Annotated in this window: 13 protein-coding genes; 6 read left to right on the plus strand and 7 right to left on the minus strand. The window is 72.4% G+C overall.

Annotated elements, in window-relative coordinates:
- The 5 genes from ACZ55A_RS14555 to ACZ55A_RS14575 all read left to right on the plus strand — a co-directional run.
- Nucleotides 1-210 (plus strand): NAD-binding protein (locus ACZ55A_RS14555; protein WP_468839184.1); only part of this gene is annotated, 210 nt, incomplete at its 5' end.
- 4 nt (nucleotides 211-214) lie between these two features.
- A complete protein-coding gene (locus ACZ55A_RS14560) occupies nucleotides 215-1,252 on the plus strand; it encodes a thiamine pyrophosphate-binding protein (protein ID WP_468839187.1) in 1,038 nt (345 codons plus the stop codon).
- A gap of 193 nt (nucleotides 1,253-1,445) precedes the next feature.
- Nucleotides 1,446-2,927, plus strand: a complete 1,482-nt coding sequence (locus ACZ55A_RS14565) for a catalase (protein ID WP_468839190.1) — start codon at nucleotides 1,446-1,448, stop codon at nucleotides 2,925-2,927.
- 448 nt (nucleotides 2,928-3,375) lie between these two features.
- On the plus strand, nucleotides 3,376-4,122 hold the full coding sequence (locus ACZ55A_RS14570; RefSeq protein WP_468839193.1) for a hypothetical protein: 747 nt from the start codon (nucleotides 3,376-3,378) through the stop codon (nucleotides 4,120-4,122).
- Between the two features lie 79 nt (nucleotides 4,123-4,201).
- Nucleotides 4,202-4,741 carry a GNAT family N-acetyltransferase gene (locus tag ACZ55A_RS14575; RefSeq protein ID WP_468839196.1) on the plus strand — a complete coding sequence of 180 codons (540 nt, stop codon included), beginning with the start codon at nucleotides 4,202-4,204 and terminating at the stop codon, nucleotides 4,739-4,741.
- 82 nt (nucleotides 4,742-4,823) lie between these two features.
- On the opposite strand, the gene ACZ55A_RS14580 is transcribed toward ACZ55A_RS14575, so the two are convergent.
- Nucleotides 4,824-5,747: a DnaJ C-terminal domain-containing protein gene (locus ACZ55A_RS14580; protein WP_468839199.1), complete on the minus strand. Its 924-nt coding sequence runs from the start codon at nucleotides 5,745-5,747 to the stop codon at nucleotides 4,824-4,826.
- A gap of 124 nt (nucleotides 5,748-5,871) precedes the next feature.
- Between ACZ55A_RS14580 and ACZ55A_RS14585 the strand changes: the two genes are divergently transcribed.
- The gene (locus tag ACZ55A_RS14585) at nucleotides 5,872-6,252 is read left to right on the plus strand and encodes an MmcQ/YjbR family DNA-binding protein (protein WP_468839202.1); all 381 of its coding nucleotides are present in this window, start codon (nucleotides 5,872-5,874) and stop codon (nucleotides 6,250-6,252) included.
- Nucleotides 6,253-6,318: 66 nt separating this feature from the next.
- Here ACZ55A_RS14585 and ACZ55A_RS14590 read toward each other — a convergent pair whose 3' ends face one another.
- The 6 genes from ACZ55A_RS14590 to ACZ55A_RS14615 form a co-directional block, all read right to left on the minus strand.
- Nucleotides 6,319-7,356, minus strand: a complete 1,038-nt coding sequence (locus tag ACZ55A_RS14590) for a hypothetical protein (protein WP_468839205.1) — start codon at nucleotides 7,354-7,356, stop codon at nucleotides 6,319-6,321.
- 192 nt (nucleotides 7,357-7,548) lie between these two features.
- Nucleotides 7,549-9,189: an AMP-binding protein gene (locus tag ACZ55A_RS14595; RefSeq protein ID WP_468839208.1), complete on the minus strand. Its 1,641-nt coding sequence runs from the start codon at nucleotides 9,187-9,189 to the stop codon at nucleotides 7,549-7,551.
- A gap of 196 nt (nucleotides 9,190-9,385) precedes the next feature.
- Nucleotides 9,386-19,804, minus strand: coding sequence for an Ig-like domain repeat protein (locus ACZ55A_RS14600; RefSeq protein WP_468839211.1), 10,419 nt, complete (start codon nucleotides 19,802-19,804; stop codon nucleotides 9,386-9,388).
- Nucleotides 19,805-20,058: 254 nt separating this feature from the next.
- Nucleotides 20,059-21,600 (minus strand): AMP-binding protein, encoded by a 1,542-nt coding sequence (locus ACZ55A_RS14605; protein ID WP_468839214.1) that lies wholly within the window; start codon nucleotides 21,598-21,600, stop codon nucleotides 20,059-20,061.
- A gap of 157 nt (nucleotides 21,601-21,757) precedes the next feature.
- Nucleotides 21,758-21,940 carry a 4-oxalocrotonate tautomerase DmpI gene (gene dmpI / locus ACZ55A_RS14610; protein WP_468839217.1) on the minus strand — a complete coding sequence of 61 codons (183 nt, stop codon included), beginning with the start codon at nucleotides 21,938-21,940 and terminating at the stop codon, nucleotides 21,758-21,760.
- Nucleotides 21,941-22,114: 174 nt separating this feature from the next.
- Entirely contained in the window at nucleotides 22,115-23,059 is a 945-nt protein-coding gene (locus tag ACZ55A_RS14615) for a LysR family transcriptional regulator (RefSeq protein ID WP_468839220.1), read from the minus strand.
- Between the last annotated feature and the right edge of the window lie 76 nt (nucleotides 23,060-23,135).

Consider the following 23,135-nt stretch of genomic DNA (forward strand, 5'->3'; position numbering starts at 1 on the left):
GACTTCACCCCCGGCTTCCGCATCGACCTGCACCACAAGGACATGGGCATCGTCACCGACGCCGCCCGCACCGTCGGCGCCGCCCTCCCCGTCGGTGCAGTCGTCGCCAACCTCGTCGCCTCCCTCCGCGCCCAAGGCGACGGCGGCCTGGACCACTCCGCCCTCCTGCGCGGCGTCGAACGCCTCTCCGGACACACCACCGAAAACTGAGCCCATGGCGGTGCAGCGGATTCCCGCCGTGGCGGTACCTCCCGTGCCGTTCGGGCAATGGGGGACGGCGGCCGTCCAGATCATGCGGGACGAGGGCGTCGAGCTCGTCTTCGGCTGCCCCGGTGCCGCCCTTCTCCCGCTCTATGCGGCGATGGAGGAGGCCGGCGGCCTCGCGCATCTGCCGGTGCGCCACGAAGAGGCCGCCGCGCACATGGCGCGCGGCTGGGCACGTACGAGCGGGACGGCGGGCGTCGTCGCGGTGGCCGCAGGGCCCGGGGTGGCCCGTCTGGTCCCCGGGCTGTACGCGGCCCAGCAGGAGGCGGTCCCCCTGGTGTGCGTCACCGGCCGGGAGGGGCCTGGTCCGCAGCGGACCTGGCCGCCGCACCACGAGGCCTTCCGGCTGCCGGATCTCGTCCGGCTGGCCGGGGCGGTCACCAAACGCGCCGAGCGGATCGAGGATCCGGCACGGATTCCGGGAGCCTTTCGCGAGGCCTTCCGGATCGCGCGGGAGGGACGTCCCGGTCCGGTACTGATCGAGGTCCCGGCCGGGCCGGCCGCGACGGAGATCACCTATGACGCCGGGCGCGGTCCGACGTCCGGGGCGCCCAGGGAGCTCATCGCGCTCTTCGGGCCGGATGCCCAGGTCATCGGCGGTACGGACGGCGCCGGCGGCGGCCCGCCCGGCTGGGAGGTGCCCGCCGCGATCGGTGTGCGCAAGGCGCTGGACTCCCGGGGCGAGCTGGATACGGAGGTCGTCGTGGTGATCGACAGCCACGAACTCCCCTTTATTGCCGAGGAGTTGGCGGCGGCGGCACAGTATGAGACGCCGTTCGTACTGATCATGCTCACCCCGCTCGACCACGAGGCGGGCTTCACGGATCACCTCAAGCTCGTCGAGGCATACGGCTGCACAGGCCGGTCCCTCGCGGGTCCGGCCGATCCGGCGGAGCTCCGCTCGGCGGCCGAGTGGGCGCGTAAGGAAGCCGTCTCCACGCGGCGACCGGTCCTCCTGGAGGTCCGGGGCGCCGGAGGCCTGGCGTAGGGCTTCCCATCAGCTTCCGGGCGGTGGCTGTGCTGACACCTGTCCTGTCGCGCCCAGGCGCGGCCGCCGCCCGGAATACCCACCCGCATACCCGCCAGGGTTTGTTTCAACAAACTGTTGACGTTTGGTCGGAGCTCTTCTTACGCTCCGACTTGCGGAAGCCAACTTCCGCGCTCTCGTACGGAAGGTCACCATGTCGAAGCCCACGCCGACGGCGCGCTTTCTCACTACGGAGGCTGGCGCCCCCGTCGCCGACAACCAGAACTCCTCCACCGCCGGCGTCGGCGGCCCGATCATCCTCCAGGACCAGCACCTGCTGGAGAAGCTCGCCCGCTTCAACCGCGAGCGCATCCCGGAGCGAGTCGTCCATGCCCGCGGCTCGGGCGCGTACGGCTACTTCGAGGTGACCGACGACGTCACCGCCTTCACCCGCGCCGACTTCCTCGACACGGTCGGCAAGCGGACCGAGACGTTCATCCGCTTCTCCACCGTCGCCGACAACCTCGGCGGCCCGGACGCGGCCCGCGACCCGCGCGGCTTCGCCCTGAAGTTCTACACCGAAGAGGGCAACTACGACCTCGTCGGCAACAACACCCCGGTGTTCTTCATCAAGGACCCGATCAAGTTCCCCGACTTCATCCACTCCCAGAAGCGCGACCCCTTCACGGGCAAGCAGGAGCCGGACAACGTCTGGGACTTCTGGGCGCACGCCCCCGAGGCCACCCACCAGATCACCTGGCTCATGGGCGACCGCGGCATCCCGGCCTCCTACCGCCATATGAACGGCTACGGCTCGCACACCTACCAGTGGACGAACGCTTCGGGCGAGGCCTTCTTCGTCAAGTACCACTTCAAGACGAACCAGGGCATCCGCTGCCTGAGCAGCGAGCAGGGCGCCGAGCTGGCCGGCAAGGACCCCAACAGCCACCAGACCGACCTGCTCCAGTCCATCGAGCGCGGTGTCTACCCCTCCTGGACGCTGTATGTGCAGATCATGCCGGCGGCCGAGGCGGCGAACTACCGCTTCAACCCCTTCGACCTGACGAAGGTGTGGCCGCACGCTGACTACCCGCTCCAGCGGGTCGGCCGCCTGGTCCTGGACCGCAACCCCGACAACGTCTTCGCCGAGGTCGAGCAGTCCGCGTTCTCACCGAACAACTTCGTGCCCGGCATCGGCCCGTCCCCGGACAAGATGCTCCAGGGCCGGCTGTTCGCCTACGCCGACGCGCACCGCTACCGCCTGGGCGTCAACCACACCCAGCTGCCGGTGAACGCCCCCAAGGCCGTCGCGGGTGGCAAGGCCAACAACTACGGCCGGGACGGCCTCATGGCGACCAACGGCTACGACCGGCACGCCAAGAACTACGAGCCGAACTCCTACGGCGGCCCGGTGCAGACGGACCAGCCGCTCTCCGCCCCGCTCGCCGTCTCCGGCCACACCGGCACCCACGAGGCCCCGGCGCACACCAAGGACGACGACTTCTTCCAGGCCGGTGAGCTCTACCGGCTGATGTCGGAGGACGAGAAGAAGCGCCTGGTGGACAACATCGCCGGCGGTCTCTCCCAGGTCAGCCGCGACGATGTGATCGAGAAGAACCTCGCCCACTTCCACGCCGCCGACCCGGACTACGGCAAGCGCGTCGAGGCCAGGGTCCACGAGCTGCGCGAGGACTGACGGGAGGTCAGCCGCCTTGCGCATCCGTGCCGGCCGGCCCGTTGAGGGGTGGTCGGCCGGCACGGAGAGGGAGCGCGAGCTCCGCGGTCCGCGGGGAGATCCAGTGCGGTGGCAGTGCTCGCCCGACAGGGAGCGGCGAGCGGCCTCCCCCGCCGCGGAGCCCGCCTCCTCCCCTGCCCCACAGACTCCGTCCGGCGGCGCGATGTCCTGTCGCGCCCACTTCTCGCGCTGTCGGTCGGAAAACGCCGCACAGGGCCCGGAATCCGTACGGTCACGGATACCGGGCCCTGTGCGCCGCCATCTGCCCGAGGTGCGCCATGGCTCCCCCGCTTCCTCCCCACGGCCTGGCGCTCTCCTCCTGATTCGGCCCCGGCCACCCGGCTTTGGCGGGACGATGGGGTCAGCGGCAGAATCGAGGTGTCTGCCGCCCTACCCGCAGGAGCCGAACATGGCCGACAGCGTGCCGGTGCGGTGCCCCACGTGCCGCCGGGAGAACGCCTTCACCCCGCCCACCTTCCCGTGCGCATGCGGTGCCCCGCTGACCCTGCCCGTACTGCGCGGCGGGGTGCCCGTCGAGATTCGGCACCGCACCTGGCGCGCCTCCTGGGTGGAGGTGCGCTGTGAGGTGTGCGGGCGGCAGGACGAGTGGCCGGCGCCGGAGTCCGGCTGCGCCTGCGGCACGGTCGTCCGGGTCCCGGTCGCCCCGGCGCCCGCCCTTCCGCCGCCGAACTTCCGCGCGGCCGGCCGGCAGCTGTCGAAGCCCGCACCGTCGCCGGCCCCCGACGATACGCCGCGCGCCCTCCTGCGGCCCGCGTTCCGCCCGGTCACGATCCGTACGGCCCGGGACTGCGTCACCGCCGCCGAGCAGTATCTGAAGTGGCTGGGGTACGCCGATGTGGCACGGACCCAGGAGCGCACCGCCTCCGGTATCGACCTGCGCGGCACCGGAGTGGTCGCCCAGGTCGACCCGACCACCCGGGCCACCAAGCTGCGCGAGATCGAATGCGTCTGGCTCAACGGCCTCAACGACTCGGCCCTCGCGGTCTTCTTCTCCCTCGCCGGCTATGCCCGGGACGCCCGGGCCCGCGCGGACGAGCTGCACCTCCCGCTGTTCGTCATGGACCTCACGGGCACCCCGCAGCCGGTCAACGACCCGGCCGACGAGCTCATCAAGTACGGCGCGGCAGGCCGCTGATCCGGCCTTCGCAGGCGTCCGGCGGCGAGGCCCCGGAAACCCGGTGGCCCGCGCCGGCCGGAACGGCAAGACTGAGCCGGTGCATATCCACACGCCCTCCCCCGCCGAACTGTCCGTACTCCGCGACATCGAGCGGGCCGCCGGGGAGGCGTTCCGCGACCTCGGTATGGGACCGGTCGCGGACGACGAGCCGCCGTCGCCCGCGCAGCTGATGGCCTTTCAGCAGGCGGGACGGGCACTGGCGGCGTACGACGAACCGGCGGACGGGGGCGGGACCGGGCAGCCGGTCGGCTACCTCCTCTGGGAACCGGTCGACGGATGCACCCATGTCGAGCAGGTCTCCGTACACCCGGACCGGGCCCACCGGGGTATCGGCCGGGCGCTGATCGAACGGGCCGAGCGGGACGGCGGCGGGGCCGCGCTGACCCTGACGACCTTCACCGAAGTGCCGTGGAATGCGCCGTACTACGCCCGGATCGGGTTCCGGGTGCTGACCGATGCCGAACTCACCCCGGGACTGCGGGCCGTCCGGGCCCACGAGGCCGAGCTGGGGCTGGACCGCTGGCCGCGGATGTGTATGCGACGGGAGCCGGGCTGGTCGGCGCAGGTCCGGGCCTGACCGGGCAGTCCGGTCGGCCGCCGGTCCGGCTCTGACCCGGCAGTCCGGTCGGCCGCCGGGCCGGCCGCCGTTGAGCCTCCGGTCAGCTGATGTCGTCGTGGCGTGGCGGGCGGAAGGAGACCCGGCCGTCGGTGCAACCGCTGACCGCTTCGGCGAGGGACCGCCAGGTCGCCCCGCTCAACTGCCGTTGGTCCAGGACGAAGCGGCGGACACCGGACCTGGGCACCACATACAGCGCGGGGACCGGGTCGTGCGGACCCGCGGAGAACTCCATCGCGCGGACCTCGGACCAGGCCATCCGGATCTCCGTGGACCATGACCGGGTGGTGACGCCGAGGCGCTGGGTGTCGACGCCGAAGCCGGTCGGGTCCACCGTGAAGCGGATGCCGTCGGAGGTGAAGGCCCATGGCGCGCGGCCCCGGCCCTGGGGCGCCGGAGGGGCCTGGGGTGGCGGAGGGGCCTGGGGTGGCGGAGGGGCCTGGGGCGGTGGGGCGCTGGGGCCTGCGGCGCCCCGCACCACGACCTCCAGCAGGACGTCTCCGGCGGGCCGTCCGCCGCTCGCCGGGGTGCCCTTGCCGCGTGCCCTCACCACGGTGCCGTGCCGGACGCCGGGCGGCACCTTGAGGGTGACCTTCGCGCTGCGGCGCCGCCCGAGCCCGGTGCGGGCGCAGGCCTGGCACGGCCGGCCCTGTGCCCGGTAGCCGGTCCCGTCACAGGTGGGGCAGGCGGTCCGTACCCGGTACCGCACAGTGGTGGTGAGACCGTCCGCCGCCTGGGCGCGGGTCAGCCGGAGCCTCTTGACGACATCGGGTCGGTGGGCCCGGCGTGTCGACCGGGAGAGACCCGCGTCGCGGAGTCTCCGCCACCGGGTGGCCACGAGATATCCGACCGCAGCAAGCACGACCACCAGCGGCAGCAGATAGCTCACAACGGCGTAATCAGGACGCCCTCCGCCGTCGACGGCAAGCATGGCGCAGGGGGCCGCCGCGCACCCTCGTACCCACATACCGCCACGCTAGCGAAACCGGCCCGGAGCCCACAGCGCTTTCATCCGGACCGGAGGAGTTCCGTACGGAGGGCACCATATGACGCCCCGTCAGTCCGCCTGCCGCGCCGGACATAATGGCGGAATGATCGACGCAAAGGCTCTACGAACCGTCTGCCTGGGCTTCAACGGTGCGACCGAGGAGTTCCCCTTTCCCCGGCATCCGGACGTGTCCACCTTCAAGGTCGGCGGCAAGATCTTCGCACTGACGACGCTGACGGAGACACCGCTCACCGTGAGCCTCAAGTGCGAGCCCGAGCTTGCCGAGCGGCTGCGTGCGGCGCATACGGAGGTGGTCCCGGGCTACCACCTCAACAAGCGGCACTGGAACACCGTTTCACTGGACGGTGCGCTGCCCGACCGGCTGGTCCTCGACATGATCGAGGACTCCTACGACCTCGTGGTGGCCTCACTGCCACGCGCTCAGCGGCTGCTGCTCGACTGGCCCGGAGAGCGGCAGCGCTGAGCGAGCCAGGACGTCCATGGGCGGCCCCGCGCCGCGCCGCTGCTCGGCCTCGCCGGCCCCTGCGGCTCAGCCGGTCTTCAGCCCGAGGCCGTAGAAGCTGACGTGGTACGGGCCCATGTATGTGGCCTCACCGCCGACTATCAGATCGCCGGGCGTCTCCACCCCTGCCGCCCGGGCCGTGGCCACCAACAGCTCGGCCAGCTCATGGCCCTTCGGCTCACCGGGACCGCCGGCATCAACACGCCACCGCGGGTCCTCGTCGTCGGGCCACACCGAACGCGTCCCGGGGTGGTCGGCGGCGGTGCCCCACCCCAGGGCTCCCCCGTCGAGCCCCTCCGCGAAGCACCCGAGCGAGAGCCGGTCGCCGCAGGTCAGGTCGAAGAGGATCGGGGCGCCGGCCCCGGGCACCCGCCCGTAGAGCGGCATGGAGACGGAGGTGCCGAGCGCGGTCGTCTCGGCCGGCAGGGTACCCAGGAAGCCGGCGAGCGCTCCGGTCACCGTCTTCCAGCTCCGGGCGTACCAGGCGCCCGGGAAACCGAGGCCCCCGTTGGACGGGTCGTTACGGCTGCCGAAGAAGCCGGTGATCGCGTGCTCCTCGCCGATGCCCTGGCGCCAGAACCAGTTCTCCACCGGATCCGTGGGCTGGAGAATCAGCTCGGGACCGGCCTTCCCGGCGCGGAGTTCGAGCGTGTCGGGCCGGTCGCGCCAGCGCAGGAACGGAGTGCCCCACAACGGCCCGGAGTCGTAGAACGGGCCCATGTCGCCGTACACCCCCATGACCGACGCCTCGCCGAGGGCCGCGGTCAGCTCGTCCCGCACCGCGCGGAAGGCCGCCGCCTGACTCCTCGCGTCCGGCCCGGCGGACCGCACCGGAACGGCGAGTTCGACATAGCTCTCCCCGTCGGCGAACCGCTCCTCCATCGAGCCGACCGGGCGCAGCCGGGCGTCACCGGTGGAGCGTCCCGTGCCGATGACCGGTCCCGCACCGCCGTCCGTCCAGGTCCAGCCGAGCCCCGCGACCAGGGCCCGCGCCCCCTGCGGTGTCCAGCCACCGGCATCCGCGTCCCTGAGCCGCCGCGCCAACTCCACGACAGTGTCGGTCATTTCCTGCCCCCGTGTCCCCGTAGGCCTTGCCCGGCGGAGCTGCCCGCCGTTCACTCACCCCTCCATCCTGCCTGCCGGGTCTGACAATCGAGCGTGGCAGCCCGCCGGCCCGGCCGATCCGGCAACCGCATACGCCGGCCCGACAGCCCACGGGCCCGGCTCACCCCGGAAACCGGGCCCGCGCGGACGCCCCTACGGCGACGACACCGCCCCCACCTCCTTGGCCAGTCGTTCGCGCAGTTCGACCTTGCGGACCTTGCCGCTGACGGTCATCGGGAAGGCGTCGACGATCTCCAGATAGCGAGGCACCTTGTAGTGGGCGAGGCGGGAGCGGCAGTAGCGGGCCAACTCGTCGCGGGTGAGCGGGTCTTCGGGGTCGCGGAGGATGACGCAGGCGGCGATCTCCTCGCCGTACTTCTCGTCGGGGACCCCGACGACCTGGACGTCGGCGATCTTGGGGTGGGAGTACAGGAACTCCTCGATCTCCCGCGGGTAGACGTTCTCACCGCCCCTGATGATCATGTCCTTGATGCGGCCGACGATCCGGACGTAGCCGTCGTCGTTCATCACCGCGAGATCGCCGGTGTGCATCCAGCGGGCGGCGTCGACGACCTCGGCGGTGCGCTCGGGGTCCTCCCAGTAGCCGAGCATCACGCTGTAGCCACGGGTGCACAGCTCGCCCGGGGTGCCGCGGGGCACGGTCACCCCGCTCGTCGGGTCGACGACCTTGACCTCGATGTGCGGCAGCACCCGGCCGACGGTCGCGGTGCGGTGTTCGAGGTCGTCGTCGCGGCGGGTCTGGGTGGAGACCGGGGAGGTCTCGGTCATGCCGTAGCAGATGGAGACCTCGGACATGTGCATCTCGGCGACGACCCGCTTCATGACCTCCTCCGGACAGGGGGAGCCCGCCATGATGCCGGTACGGAGGGAGGAGAGATCGTAGTCGGCGAAGTCGGGGTGGTTGAGTTCGGCGATGAACATGGTGGGGACGCCGTAGAGGGAGGTGCAGCGCTCGTCCTGGACGGCCTTCAGGGTGCTCGCGGCGTCGAAGGCGGGGGCCGGGATGACGATGCAGGCGCCGTGCGAGGTGATCCCGAGGTTGCCCATGACCATGCCGAAGCAGTGGTAGAAGGGCACCGGCAGACACACCCGGTCGTGCTCGGTGTAGGCGAGGGTCTCGGCGACCCAGTAGCCGTTGTTGAGGATGTTGTGGTGCGAGAGGGTGGCGCCCTTGGGGAAGCCCGTGGTGCCCGAGGTGTACTGGATGTTGACCGGGTCGTCGGCGGTCAGCGCGCGTTCGCACGCGGCGAGCCGGGAGGACGGCACGGCGGCGCCGGCGGCCAGCAGCCCGCCCCAGGTCGGGTCGTCGATGTAGACCACATCGCGCAGCGCCGGGCTGTCGGCGCGCACCTGCTCGATCATCCGGCGGTAGTCGCTGGTCTTGTGATGGACGGCGGAGACCAGGACGGTGATCCCGGCCTGCTGGAGGACGTACGCCAACTCGTGCACCCGATATGCCGGGTTGACGTTGACGAGGATGGCGCCGATCTTGGCGGTGGCGTACTGGACGAGGACCCACTCGGCGCAGTTGGGCGCCCAGATACCGACCCGGTCGCCCTTGGCGACCCCCTTGGCGAGCAGGCCGAGCGCCACCTCGTCGACGGCGCGGCCCAGCTCGGCGTAGGTCCAGCGGCGGCCGCTCGCCACCTCGACCAGCGCCTCGCGGTCGCCGAACCGGGCGATGGTGCCGGTCAGATCGGCGCCGATGGTGTGTCCGAGCAGCGGCCGTTCGGCGGCTCCGCTGGCGTACGACAGCTCCTGGTGGCGGCTCATCGGTGGTTCTCCTCCCGGTACGCGGCGCCGCCGTTTCCCTGCGCGGTGCCCTCACGCGGTCCGATACGGCGGATCTTGCCGGAGACGGTCTTCGGCAGGTCGGCGAACTCCCGCCGCCGCAACCCTGGGGCCCGCGTCGGCGTCGGGCCCCAGGGTACTCAGAGACGGCCCTCCCCGGCGCGTGGCAGACGGCCCGTCAGGGGCTCACCGTGTGCGTGTCCGTCCCACTGGAGGGGAGGAAGTCGCCGCTACCGCTGTAGGTCGCGGTGATGGTGTGGACGCCGACGCTCAGCGGCTGGGTGGTCAGTGTGGCCGCGCCGTTGACCAGGGTGAGCGTGATCGCCAGGCGGCCGCTGATCTCGAGCGTGACGGTACCGGTCGGGGTCCCCGCCCCCGGCGGGGCGGAGTCGACCCGCATGGTGAAGTTGACCGGCTGGCCGGGATCCGACGGGTCCGGCGAGGAAATAACCGTGGTCGTGGTCGAGGCCTGGTTCACGGTCTGGGTGTCGGTGCCGCTGGAGGGGGCGAAGTCCGTGTTCCCGCCGTAGGTCGCCTTCACCGTGTACGGACTGCCGGACCTGGTGGTGTACGTGTGGGTGAGGGTGGCCGTCCCGTTCGACAGCTGGGCCGTGGCCGGGGCGGTGCCGTCGCCGAAGGTGAAGGTCACCGTGCCCCTCGGGGTGCCCGCGCCCTGCGCCACCGGTGCCACCGTCGCGGTGAACGTCACCGGCTGGCCGACCACCGACGGATCCGGCGACGAGACCACGGTGGTGGCCGTCCCCGCGCCGTTCACGACCTGTGTGTCCGTCCCGTTGGAGGGGGCGAAGCCCGGGTTTCCGCCGTACGTCGCGGTGACCGTGAACGGACTGCCGACCCGGGTGGTGTAGGTGTGGGTGACCGTGACGCTGCCGGCCGACAACGGGGCCGAGGCCGGGGCGGTGCCGTCACCGAAGTCGAACGTCACCGACCCCGACGGCGTACCCGCGCCCGGCGCGACCGGCGCCACCGAGGCCGTGAAAGTCACCTGCTGGCCCACCACCGACGGATCCGGCGACGAGACCACGGTGGTTCTGGTCGAGGCCCGGTTCACGGTCTGGGTGTCGGTGCCGGTGGAGGGGGCGAAGTCCGTGTTCCCGCCGTAGCTCGCAGCGATCGGATACGGGCCCCCGGTGGTGTAGGTGTGGGTGACCGTGGCGCTGCCACCCGACAACGGGGCCGTGGCCGGCGCGGTGCCGTCACCGAAGTCGAACGCCACCGACCCCGACGGCGTACCCGCACCCGGCGCGACCGGCGCCACCGTGGCCGTCACGGTCACCTGTTGGCCCACCACCGACGGATCCGGCGACGAGGTGACCGTGGTGGCCGTGGCAGCCCGGTCGACGGTGTGGGTGTCGGTGCCGCTGGCGGACGTGAAGTCATCGCTTCCGCTGTAGGTGGTGGTCACGGCGTACGGACTGCCGGACCGGGTGCTGTAGGTGTGGGTCACCGTGGCGCTGCCACCCGACAAGGGGGCCGTGGCCGGGGCGGTGCCGTCACCGAAGTCGAACGCCACCGACCCCGACGGCGTACCCGCGCCAGGCGCGACCGGCGCCACCGAGGCCGTGAAAGTCACCTGCTGGCCCACCACCGACGGATCCGGCGACGAGACCACGGTGGTGGTCGTCCCGGCCGCGTTCACGGTCTGGGTGTCCGTCCCGGTGGAGGAGGCGAAGTCCGTGTCTCCGCTGTAGGTGGCGGTCACGGCGTACGGACTGCCGGACCGGGTGCTGTAGGTGTGGGTCACCGTGGCGCTGCCACCCGACAACGGGGCCGTGGCCGGGGCGGTGCCGTCACCGAAGTCGAACGCCACCGACCCCGACGGCGTACCCGCGCCAGGCGCGACCGGCGCCACCGAGGCCGTGAAAGTCACCTGCTGGCCCACCACCGACGGATCCGGTGACGAGGTGACCGTGGTGGCCGTGGCAGCCCGGTCGACGGTGTGGATGTCGGTGCCGCTGGAGGGGGCGATGTTCGCGTCGCCGCTGTAGGCGGCCGTGACGGTGAGCGGGCTGCCCGTCGTGCTGGTGTAGGTGTGCGTCACCGTGGCCATGTTGTCCACGAGCGGGGCGGTGGCGGTCCTACCGTCGCCGAAGTGGAAGGTGACCGTGCCCGTGGGCGTACCGGCTCCCGGCGCGACGGGGGTGACCGTGGCGGTGAACGTCACCGGCCGGCCCACCACCGACGGATCGGGGACGGAGGTCACCGTGGTGGCCGACGCGGCCCGCACCACGCTCTGGGTGTCGGTGCCGCCGGAGGAGCCGAAGCTGGCGTCCCCGCTGTAGGCGGCATGGACGGTGAGGGGGGCGCCGGGCACGTCCGCGTAGGCGTGCGCCGCCTGCGCGACTCCGTCAACGACCGGTGCCAGGACGTGTGGTGTGCCGTCGCCGAAGTCGAAGGTGACCGTGCCCGTGGGCGTACCGGCTCCCGGCGCGACGGGGGTGACCGTGGCGGTGAAGGCCACCTGCTGACCGACCACCGACGGGTCCGGGGAGGAGGTCACCGCGGTGGTCGTCGAGGCCCGGCTGACGACGTGCTTCTCCGAGCCGGCGGAGGAGCTGAAGTCCGCGTCCCCGCTGTAGAAGGCGGTGGCCGTGTAGGGGCTGCCGGCCGCGCCGGGATAGGCGTGGGAGACCGTCGCCGTGCCCTGGCTGAGGGGGACTTCGACGGGCGGTGTGCCGTCGCCGAAGTCGAAGCTGACCGTTCCCGTGGGGGTGCCCGCGGCGGGTGGCACCGGTGCGACCGTGGCGGTGAAGGTCACCGGCTGGCCGGCCACCGAGGGGTCGGGGGACGAGGTCACCGTGGTGGAGGTGAAGGCCGCCCTGGCCCCCACGGTGTGGATGTCGGTGGCCGAGGAGGGGGTGACGTTCTGGTCACCGCTGTAGTTCGCGGTCACGGTATAGGGGCTGCCGGCCGCACCGGCGTACGCGTGTTGGGTGGTCGCCGTCCCGTTGGTGACGGGCGCCGTGACCGGTGGCGTGCCGTCGCCGAAGGTGAAGGTCACCGTGCCGGTGGGGACCGCGGCGCCGGGCTGGGCGACGGCGATGCGGGCGGTGAAGGTCACCGGCTGACCGGCCACCGAGGGATCGGGCGAGTTCACCACCGTGGTCGTGGACGACGCCCTGACCACCGCCTGGGTCTTTGCGGCTTGGGAGGGGGCGAAGTCCGGGTCGCCTCCGTAGTGGGCGTTCACCGTGTACGGGCCAGCGCCGGGGTAGGCGTGCGTCGCCGTGGCCACCGCGCCGTCGAGGGGGACAGTGACCGGCGGGGTGCCGTCGCCGAAGGCGAACGTCACCGAGCCCGCCGGGGTGCCGTCGGCCGGTGCCGCCGGGGCCACGGTGGCGGTGAAGGTCACCGGCTGGCCGACCACCGACGGATCGGGGGACGACGTCAGTGCGGTGGTCGTCTCCGCCGTACCGACCACCTGGGTGTCCGAGCCCGCTGAGGCGGTGAAGTCGACGTCCCCGTTGTAGGTGGCCGTGACGGTGTAGGGGCTGCTCACGGCGGTGGGGTACGCGTGCGTGATGGTCGCCGTGTCACCGGCCAGCAGCGCCGTGACGGGCGGGGTGCCGTCGCCGAAGTCGAAGGTCACGGTGCCTGTCGGGGTGCCGGCGCCCGGCGCGGCGGCGGTCACCGTGGCGCTCAGGGTCACCGGCTGGCCGACCACCGACGGGTCCGGCGACGACACCACGGTGGTGGTCGTCGCGGCCGGGCCGACGGCGTGGGTGTCGGTACCGAGCGATCCGGAGAAATCGGCGCTGCCGTCGTAGGTGGCGGTGACCTGGTAAGCGCTCGCGCTCGCGCCCGTGTAGGCGTGGGTGACGGTCGCGGCCCCCTGCGCGAGGGGCACCGTGACGGCCGGGGTGTCGTCTCCGAAGTCGAACGTCACCGTGCCGGCGGGTTCCCCCGCCCCGGGGGCGACGGGCAGCACCCTTGCGGTGAACGTCGCCGGCTCACCCACGACCGACGGGTCCGGCCGGGAGCTGACGGTCGTGATCGTGGCGGCCGGGGCGACGAGGTGGTGCTCCACGCCCGCGGAGGCAGTGGTGTCGCCGTCGCCGCTGTAGGAGGCAGTGACCTGATACGGCGTCAGGGCGGCGTGCTCGTAGGCGTGGCCGACGGTGGCCCGGCCCTCGGTGGCCGGTGTCGTGACCGGTGGTGTGCCGTCACCGAAGTCGAACGTCACCGTGCCGGCGGGGCTGCCGGCACCGGGCGCGACCGTGGTCACCGTGGCGGTGAACGCCACCGGCTCGCCGACCACGGACGGGTCCGGCGCGGAGGTCACCGTCGTGGTCGACTCGGCCTGCGTGACGGTCTGGACGTCGGTGCCGACGGAGGCCTCGAAGTCGGCGCCTCCGGAGTACGCGCCGATGACCGTGTAGGGGCCGGCGGCGGTGCTGGTGTAGGTGTGGGACGCCGTCGCGACTCCGCCGGTGACCGGCACCGTGAGGCCTGCGGTGCCGTCACCGAAGTCGAAGGTGACCGAGCCGGTGGGAACTCCCGCCCCGGGAGGTACCGGTGTCACCCTCGCGGTGAACAGCACCGGCTGGCCGACCACCGAGGGGTTCGGGGCCGACGTCACGGTGGTGGTCGTCGCGGCCGGGCCGACGGCGTGGGTGTCGGAGCCGGCCGAGGCCTCGAAGTCGCCGTCCCCGCCGTACGTGGCGGTGACCGTGTAGGGGCTGCCCGAGGCGCTGGTGTAGGAGTGGGCGGCCGTCGCCTTGCCGTCGGTGACGGGCGCCGCCACCGGTGTGGAGCCGTCCCCGAAGTCGAAGAGGAGCGTCCCCGTGGGAGCGCCCGCCCCCGGCTCGGCCGGGGAGACGGTCGCGGTGAAGGTGACCGGCTGGCCGACCACCGACGGGTCGGGGGACGAGGTCACCTCGGTCACCGTCGCGGCCGGGCGCACCGTCTGGGTGTCCGTACCGGCCGACGAGGCGAAGTCGGCGGCTGCGTTATAGGTGGCGCTGACCGTGTAGGCGTCCGCGGCCGAGTTCGCGTAGGCGTGCGTGACGGTGGCCGCCCCACCGTCGACCGGCACCGTGACCGGCAGCGAGTCATCACCGAAGTCGAAGGTAACCGTGCCGTCAGGAGTCCCCGCTCCGGGGGCGACCGGCAGGACCCGGGCAACGAACGTCACGGGCTGACCCACCACCGAGGGATCCGGTGACGAGGAGAGCTCGGTGACCGTCGCGGCCGGGCCGACGGTCTGCGTGTCGGTGCCCACGGAGGGGGTGAAGTCACCGTCGCCGCTATAGGTGACGGTGACCGCGTACGGGCTGCCCGAGGCGCTGGTGTACGTGTGGGTGACCCGCAGGGCGCTGCTGAACGCGAACAGGGTGATCGGGATGGTGACCGGTGGCGTACCGTCCCCGAAGTCGAACGTGACCGTGCCCGACGGTGTGCCGGACCCGCTGTTGGCCGCCGCCACCCGGGCGATGAACGTCACGGGCTGGCCCACCACCGACGGGTCCGGTGTGGAGGACACCTGGGTGGTCGTCGCGGCCGGGTCGACGGTCTGCGTGTCGGCACCGAGGGAGGGGGTGAAGTCGGCGTCGCCGTTGTAGGTGGCGGTGACCGGGTACGGGCTGCCGGCCGCGGTGGCGTAGGTGTGGGTGACCGTCGCCGTGCCGTCCTCGACAGAGGCCGTGACCGTCTGCGTACCGTCCCCGAAGTCGAAGGTCACCGCGCCCGTCGGGGTGCCGGCCCCCGCTTCGGCGGCCGCGACGGTCGCGGTGAAGGTGACCGGTTGCCCCACCGTCGAGGGGTCCGGCGCCGAGGTGACCGTCGTGGTCGAGGCCCCGGGGACCACCGTCTGGGTGTCAACTCCCGTGGAGGAGCTGAAGGTTTCCGCTGCGGCGAGCGTCCGCGCGGCGAATCCGGACCCGCTGTTGAAGGTGGCGATGACCGGATAGGGGCTGCCGACGGCGGTGGCGTACGTGTGCACGGCGGTGGCGGCCCCATTCACCAGGGGCACCTCGACAAGGGGCGTACCGTCGCCGAAGTCGAAGGTGACGGTTCCGGTCGGCTCGGGCGACCCGGCGGGAAGCGCGGTGACCGTCGCGGTGAACGCGACCGCATCGCCCACCGCCGAGGGGTCGGGTGACGAGGTCACCACGGTCGACGTGACCGCGACCTCGGCATCCACGGTATGGCTCCGGGTGTCGCCGGAGGGCGTGAAGTCGGCGTCGCCGCTGTACGAGGCGGTCACCGTGAACGGGCTGCCGGTCTCGCTCGCGTACGCGTGCTCGACCGTGGCCAGTCCGTCCGCCACCAGCACGGTGACCGGAGCGGTCCCGTCGCCGAAGTCGAAGGTCACCGTCCCCGTCGGGGCGCCGGCCCCGGGAGCCACCACGGCGATCCGCGCGGCCAGGGTCACCGGGTCCCCGGGCGCGGAGGGGTTCGGCGACGTCGTCAGCGCGGTGGTGGTCTGGGCCCGGTCCACGGTGTGGCTGTCCGTGCCGTTGGACGGCAGGAAGTCCAGGTCCCCGCCGTAGGTCGCGGTGACCTGGTAGGGGCTGCCGACCGTGGTGGTGAAGGTGTGGGTGACCGTCGCCGTCCCGCCCTCGACCGGTGCCGTGACCGCCGGCGTACCGTCCCCGAAGTCGAACGTCACCGTGCCGGACGGGGCCCCTGCCCCGGGGGCGAGCGGTGTGACCACCGCGGTGAACTCCGCCGGTTCGCCGACGACGGTCGGGTCCGGCGACGACACCACGGTGGTGGCCGTGGCGGCCTGACCGACGGTGTGGACGCCCCCGGCGGAGGAGGGGTGGAAACGGGCATCGCCGCTGTAGGTCACGGTGACCGGGTACGGGCTGCCGGCCGCGCCGGTGAACGTATGGGTGACGGTCGCCGTCCCGCCCTCGACCGGTGCCGTGACCGCCGGCGTACCGTCCCCGAAGTCGAACGTCGCCGTGCCGGTGGGCAGGCCCTCACCCGGCGGGAGGGCCGCGATGACGGCCGTGAACGTCACCGGCTGCCCGGCGACGGACGGTTCCGGCGAGGACGTCACCGTGGTGGTCGACGACGCCTGGTCCACCGTCTGGGTCTCCGTCCCCACCGAGGCGGTGAAGTCGCCGTCCCCGCTGTAGACGGCCGTGACCGTGTAGGGGGTGGCGGACACGTCGGCGTAGGCGTGGGTGACGGCCGCCACCCCGCCGGTCAGCGGCACCACCACGGAGGCGGTCCCGTCCCCGAAGTCGAGCGTCACGGTGCCGGTCGGCGTCCCCGCCCCCGGCGCGACCGGAGCCACCTCGGCGATGACCGTCACCGCCTGGCCGACCACCGACGGATCCGGCGACAGACTCACCGTCGTGGCCGTCGACGCCTGGCCCACCGTCTGGGTGTCCGTCCCGACCGAGGCGGTGAAGTCGCCGTCCCCGTCGTAGGAGGCGGTCACCGGGTAGGGGCTGCCCGACGTCCTCACATAGGTGTGCGTGACCGTCGCCACCCCCGCCTCGACGGGCGCCGACAGGGGGGAGGAGCCGTCGCCGAAGTCGAACGTCACCGTGCCCGACGGCGTCCCCGCCCCCGGGGGGATCACGCCGACCAGGGCGGTGAACGTCACCGGCTCGCCCACCACCGAGGGATCCGGCGACGACGTGACGACGGTGGCCGACGACGCCTGTCCCACGGTGTGGGTCTCCGTGCCGGCCGAGGCACCGAAATCGCCGTCCCCGCTGTAGGTGGCCGTGACGGTGTACGGGCTGCCCGCCGCGCTCACATAGGTGTGCGCCACGTTCGCCGTCCCCGCCTCAACCGGCACGGTGACCGCCGGCGAGCCGTCCCCGAAGTCGAAGGTCACCGTGCCCGACGGCGTCCCCGCCCCCGGCGCGACCGCGCCGACCGTCGCCGTGAAGTCCACCGGCTGACCCACCACCGACGGATCCGGCGACGAGGTGACGGTGGTGGTCGACGACGCCTGGGCCACGGTGTGGTTCCCAGTGCCCACGGAGGCCTCGAAGTCGCCGTCCCCGCTGTAGGTAACCGTCACCGGGTAGGGGCTGCCGGCCGCGCTGACGTACGCGTGCGTCACCGTCGCCGCGCCACCCGAGACGGGGGCCGTCACCGGTGCCGTCCCGTCGCCGAAGTCGAAGGTCACCGTGCCCGACGGCGTCCCCGCCCCCGGCGCGACCGCGCCGACCGTCGCCGTGAAGTCCACCGGCTGACCCACCACCGACGGATCCGGCGACGAGGACACCACGGTGGTCGTGGCGGCCTTCCCCACCGTGTGGGTGTCCCTGCCCGACGACGGCCTGACGTCGCGGTCACCGCTGTAGGTGGCGGTGACCGCGTACGGACTGCCCGCCGTGGTCGGGTAGGTGTGGACCGCCCACGCCCAGCCGATCCCCACGACCCGCGCGACCACCGGCGCCGTCCCGTCACCGAAGTCGAACGTCACCGTCCCCGTGGGGCGCGCCCCTCCCACCGGAACGGCCACCACCCGCGCGATGGCTGCCACCCGCTGGCCCGCCACCGACGGGTCATGGAACGTCCGCACGACGGTCACCGACAGCGCGCGACGCACCGTCTGGGTGTCCGTACCGGCGGAGGCCGTGAAGTCACCGTCCCCGCTGTAGGTGGCGGTGACCGCGAACGGGCTGCCCGTCGTGGTCGGGAACCGGTGCGAGGTACTCGCGACACCTCCCGTGACGGGTGCGGTGACCCGCGCCGTCCCGTCGCCGAAGTCGAACGTCACCGTGCCGGTGGGCGTGCCCCCGCCCGGGGAAACCGCCGCGACGTTGGCAGTGAACGTCACCAACTGCCCGACCACCGACGGATCCGGCGCCGAGGACACCACCGTGGTCGTCAACGCCCTGCCCACCGTCTGGGTGTCCGTACCCGACGACGGCCTGACGTCGCGGTCGCCGCTGTAGGACGCGGTCAGCACGAACGGACTGCCCGCCGCGCTGGTGTACGTGTGCGAGGTGACGGCCACCCCCCGCGTCACGGGGACGGTGACCGGCGCGGACCCGTCGCCGAAGGTGAAGGTGACCGTGCCGGTCGGTGTACCCGACCCCGGTGTGGCCGTGGCGACTTGGGCGGTGACGGTCACCGGCTGACCGACCACGGAGGGATCCGGCGACGAGGAGACCACGGTGGTCGTCGACGCTCTCCCCACCGTCTGGGTGTCCGTACCGGCGGACGCGGCGAAGGAGGCATCACCGCTGTAGGTGACGGTGACCGGATACGGGCTGTCGGCCGCGCGGGTGTAGGTGTGCGAGGTGACGGCCGCCCCTCGTGTGACGGGGACGGTGACGGCTGGGGTGCCGTCGCCGAAGGTGAAGGTGACCGAGCCGGTCGGCGTGCCCGACCCCGGCGCGACCGGTGCGACCCGGGCGGTGAAGGCCACGCGTTGGCCCACCACCGATGGGTCCGGCGACGAGGAGACCACGGTGGTCGTCGACGCCCTGCCCACCGTCTGGATATCCGTACCGGTGGACGCGGCGAAGTCGCCGTCGCCGCTGTAGGACGCGGTCAGCACGAACGGACTGCCCGCCGCCCCGGTGTACGTGTGCGAGGTGACGGCCACCCCCCGCGTCACGGGGACGGTCACCGGCGCGGACCCGTCGCCGAAAGTGAACGTGACCGTGCCGGTCGGCGTGCCCGACCCCGGCGCGACCGGGCCGACTTGGGCGGTGACGGTCACCGGCTGACCCACCACCGACGGGTCCGGCGACGTGGACACCGTCGTCGACGACGCGGCACGCGTGACCGTCTGGGTGTCCGTACCGGCGGAGGCGGCGAAGGAGGCGTCACCGCTGTAGGACGCGGTGGCGGTGAAGGGGCTGCCGACGGGGCTGAGGTAGGCGTGGGTGGCGGTCGCCAGGCCGCCCCGCACCGGTGCCGTGACCGGTGGTGTGTTGTCGCCGAAGGTGAAGGTGACCGTGCCGGTCGGCGTGCCCGGCCCCGGTGCGACCGGTGTGACGGTCGCGAAGAAGGTCACCAACTGGCCGGCTGTGGAAGGGTCCGGTGAGGAGGTGAGCGCGGTCCTGGTCCCGGCCTGGTCGCGGACGGTGTGGACGTCGGTGCCGGTGGAGGTGAGGAAGGCCGCGCTGCCGCTGTACGTCGCGGTGACGGTGTGGCTGCCGGCGGGCAGGGCGCTGGTGGTGACCGTGGCCCGCCCGCCGACCACGGGGGCGGTCAGCGTGGGGCCGCCGCTGATGACGAAGGTGACGCTGCCGGTCGGTGTGCCGGTCACGCCGGGGGCGGACGGGGTGACGGTCGCGGTGAAGGTCACCGGCTGCCCGAGGTCCGAAGGGTCGGGCGAGGAGGTCACCGTGGTCACGGTCGGACTCTTCAAGACCACCTGGAGGCCGGTGCCGGTGGACGGGCCGAAGTTCGCGTCGCCGCTGTAGACCGCGGTGACGGTGTGGAAACCCGCGTCCAGGGCGTTGGTGGACACAGTGGCGCGACCGCCCACCACGGGCGCCGTCAGCGTGAGGCCGCTGCTGAAGCGGAACGTGACCGTTCCGGTTGGCGTGCCGAACCACAGGGGCTGGACAAGGGCGGTGAGGGTGACCGTCTGCCCGGCTGTCGCAGGGTTCGGGGCGGAACTGACGAAGGTGAGGGTGGGAACCATGCCCGGCACTCCCGGTGTGTCGACTCCCGGGGCCCGGTCCGTCAGTGGCGCGTGTCGAAGAAAGGGCGGCCCGGGATCGGCTGTTGACTGATCCGGTCCGTGAAGGGATGGGCGGCCCGTCGTGCGGATAGCACGAGTAACCCACTACTGCGCTGCGCACCGCAAGGAACGAGCGAGTTTTCACCCGTTTGGCCCACGCGGTCAGGGCCCCGGCGCCACGCCCCACAAGGCGCTTACCGGGGCCGGGCCGCTGCTCAGTTGACGCCTCGGTCGCGTCCGGACCAGTACGGCTGGCGAAGCTTGAACTTCTGGATCTTTCCCGTGGCCGTGCGGGGGATGCTGTCGCGGAACTCCACCGACGTCGGCGCCTTGTAGCCGGCCATGCGCTGCTTGCAGTGGGCGATGATATCGGCCTCCTGCGCGGTCGCGCCCTCGGCGAGGACGACGAGGGCCTTGATCGTCTCCCCCCACTTCTCGTGCGGCACACCGATCACGGCGACCTCGGCGACCGCCGGGTGGCCGAAGATCGCGTCCTCGACCTCGATGGACGACACGTTCTCGCCGCCGGTGATGATCACGTCCTTCTTCCGGTCCGAGATCGTGAGATGGCCGTCCGTGGCGTCGATGGTGCCGCCGTCGCCGGTGTGGAACCAGCCGTCCGCCAGCGCCTCCGCCGTCTCCTCGGGCTTGTCCCAGTACCCGTCGAGCACCGTGTTCGAGCGGGCCAGCACCTCACCGGTCTCCGAGACCTTCAACGTGACCCCGAGGACGGGCAGTCCCGCGCGGGCGAGTCTGCGCGCCCGCTCGTCTGCGGGGAGTTCCGTGTCGCCGGGTCGGGTGCGGTTGAAGGTGAGCAGCGGGGACGTCTCCGTCAGGCCGTAGAGCTGGGTGAACTCCCAGCCCAGTTCCTCCTCGACGCGCTGGATGGTCCTGGTCGGCGGCGGGGCGCCCGCGCAGACGAGCCGCACCCGGTCCCGGCCGGGGATCTCGCCCTGCCAGGTGGCTGCCGCGTCGAGCACCATGTTCCACACGGCCGGCGCCCCGCACATGATCGTGACGCCGTGCTCCTCGACGCGCCGCAGGATCTCCGCGCCGTCGACCTTGCGCAGCACCACCTGCTTGACGCCCAGGCCGGCCATCACGTACGGCATTCCCCAGCCGTTGCAGTGGAACATCGGCAGGGTGTGCAGGTAGACGTCGCGCTCCCAGACGCGGGTGTGCAGGCCGAAGGTCAGGCCGTTGACCCAGATGTTGCGGTGGGTCAGCTGGACGCCCTTGGGCCGGGCCGTCGTACCCGAGGTGTAGTTGATCGTCGCGGTGGCGTCCTCGTCCGGGGCCGACCAGGGGCGCGGCTCGACGCCGAAGCGCATGAGTTCGGTCTCGGTCTGCTCGCCGAGGACGAAGCGGTGCCGCGCCTTGACGCCGGAGAGGGCGTCGTCCAGCTCCGGGTCGACGAGGAGGACCGAGGATCCGCTCTGCTGCACGACGTAAGCGACCTCTTCGGGCTTGAGGCGGAAGTTCACCGGCACGCAGATCCGTCCGCTCATCGGCACCGCGAAGAGCAACTCCAGCAGGCGCGCGGAGTTGTGGCTCGCCACCGCCACCCGCTCGCCCTCACCGACCCCGAGCGCGTCCAGTCCCGCCTGCCACGCGCGGACGCGTTCGCCGAACCGGCTGTAGGTCGATTCGGGCACCGGCGAGGCGGGCTGCCGCGGTTCGTCGACCACGCCCGGGCTGTCGCGGAACCCCAGCTCGGCCCGGTCGAGGAAGTCCGCGATCGTCATCGGTGTCCGCATGCTCTCTCCTGTGTTCGGATGTATCCGGAACAGACATGTCTGAAGGGAGAGTGTGGCGGTTGCGGGGGCCGCCAGGGGGCGAAGTGACGGCTTCGGCGGGGAGCGGCCCGCCGGAGGGGGCCGGCCCTCCCCCGACGGGCCGGCCCGGTTCCGTCGCCTACTTGTCCGCGGTCAGCGTGCCCGCCGCACCCCAGCTGTCGGTGGGCACCTCCTGGATCCACACCTGGACGGTCTCGGCGGGGATCTGGTACGCGTCGACGAACGCATCGGTGATCTGCCGGACCAGCTCCCGCTTCAGCTCGACGCTGCGCGGACCCTGCTGGACGGTGACGATCGGCATGGCTGAACTCCCTTTTCTGGTACGGCCGTACGGGAAGGCCGGGATCAGGGAGATCCCGGGGTTCCCCGGCCTGGGGCTCCCGGGTTTTCCCCGGGTTTCCGGTGCTTCACCGGCGTGCACTCAGTCCATCGCGAACGGGCCGTGCGACCAAGAAGCGGATCGCGCACACAGCGATCACCGATCGAGATCGGACCGCTGGGTGGCGTCCGGGCCGCCGTCCGTCACCGCACACGCCGTCAGCAGCTGCTCCAGTCCGGCGGGCGGGTCGGCACGGCGTACCGCGAGATAGGTGGTGAGCTCCAGGCCCGGGTCGCGGAACGGCAGGTAGGCGACCCTGGGAGTGCTCAGCCGGGCGGCGTGCGCGGCGTAGACGACGGTCCACAGGCCTTCCGCCGGGCCGCCGGCCGCGCCGATCGCGGTCAGGGTGTCGTCCAGCGAGCCGTACCTGGGGCCCGGTACGGGGGTGAAGCCGGCCTCGTGGCAGGCGTTGACGACCAGGTCGACCAGGGCACGGTTGTTGCGGCGCGCGGTCAGCACCAGCGGGACGTCCGCCAGTTCGGCGAGCGCGAGCCCGTCGGGTGTGGCGGCGAGACGATGGCGGGCCGGGACGACCGCCACCAGCGGGTCCTGCCACAACGGGACGAAGCGCAGGCCGTCCCGTCCGCCGCCGTCCGGTGCACCACGGAGGAACGCGGCAGTCAGCTCCCCCGCCGCCACCAGGTCCAGTCGCTCCTGGGTGCGCGCGGACACCAGCTCCACCGTGGTCTGTGGAGCGATCCCGGCCAGCGCGTCGAGCACCCGGTCCAGATGGGTGCCCAGGCCCGTACTCGTGCCCAGGCGCAGGGTGGTGGCGCGCCCGGCGGTCAGCTCGGTGACCACCGCCCGGGCCCGCTCCTCGGCGGCGAGCAGCGCCCGCGCCTCCGGCAGGAACCGTTCGCCCACCGCGGTCAGCCGCACCTGGCGCGCCGACCGGTCGAACAGCTCGGTCCGCAGCTCCCGTTCCAGCCGTCTGATCTGCTGACTCACCGCCGACTGGACGATGTGCAGCCGCTCGGCCGCCCGCCCGAAGTGCAGCTCCTGCGCCACCATGACGAAGTACCGCACCTGCCGCAGCTCCACGCCTCCCCCTTCCCGGCCGGTGCCTCACCACCCGGTCAATTCGATTGCCGCGACGGCCGCGGCCCCGCCATCATCC

The organism is Streptomyces sp. NPDC034111, from assembly GCF_055575375.1.

Excerpts from the sequence above, each read along its gene's own strand:
- ACZ55A_RS14580 (WP_468839199.1), bottom strand. The coding sequence starts at position 5,747 with ATGTGGGTACGAGGGTGCGCGGCGGCCCCCTGCGCCATGCTTGCCGTC.
- ACZ55A_RS14585 (WP_468839202.1), top strand. The coding sequence starts at position 5,872 with ATGATCGACGCAAAGGCTCTACGAACCGTCTGCCTGGGCTTCAACGGT.
- ACZ55A_RS14570 (WP_468839193.1), top strand. The coding sequence starts at position 3,376 with ATGGCCGACAGCGTGCCGGTGCGGTGCCCCACGTGCCGCCGGGAGAAC.
- ACZ55A_RS14595 (WP_468839208.1), bottom strand. The coding sequence starts at position 9,189 with ATGAGCCGCCACCAGGAGCTGTCGTACGCCAGCGGAGCCGCCGAACGG.
- ACZ55A_RS14590 (WP_468839205.1), bottom strand. The coding sequence starts at position 7,356 with ATGACCGACACTGTCGTGGAGTTGGCGCGGCGGCTCAGGGACGCGGAT.
- ACZ55A_RS14605 (WP_468839214.1), bottom strand. The coding sequence starts at position 21,600 with ATGCGGACACCGATGACGATCGCGGACTTCCTCGACCGGGCCGAGCTG.
- ACZ55A_RS14600 (WP_468839211.1), bottom strand. The coding sequence starts at position 19,804 with ATGGTTCCCACCCTCACCTTCGTCAGTTCCGCCCCGAACCCTGCGACA.
- dmpI (WP_468839217.1), bottom strand. The coding sequence starts at position 21,940 with ATGCCGATCGTCACCGTCCAGCAGGGTCCGCGCAGCGTCGAGCTGAAG.
- ACZ55A_RS14560 (WP_468839187.1), top strand. The coding sequence starts at position 215 with ATGGCGGTGCAGCGGATTCCCGCCGTGGCGGTACCTCCCGTGCCGTTC.
- ACZ55A_RS14565 (WP_468839190.1), top strand. The coding sequence starts at position 1,446 with ATGTCGAAGCCCACGCCGACGGCGCGCTTTCTCACTACGGAGGCTGGC.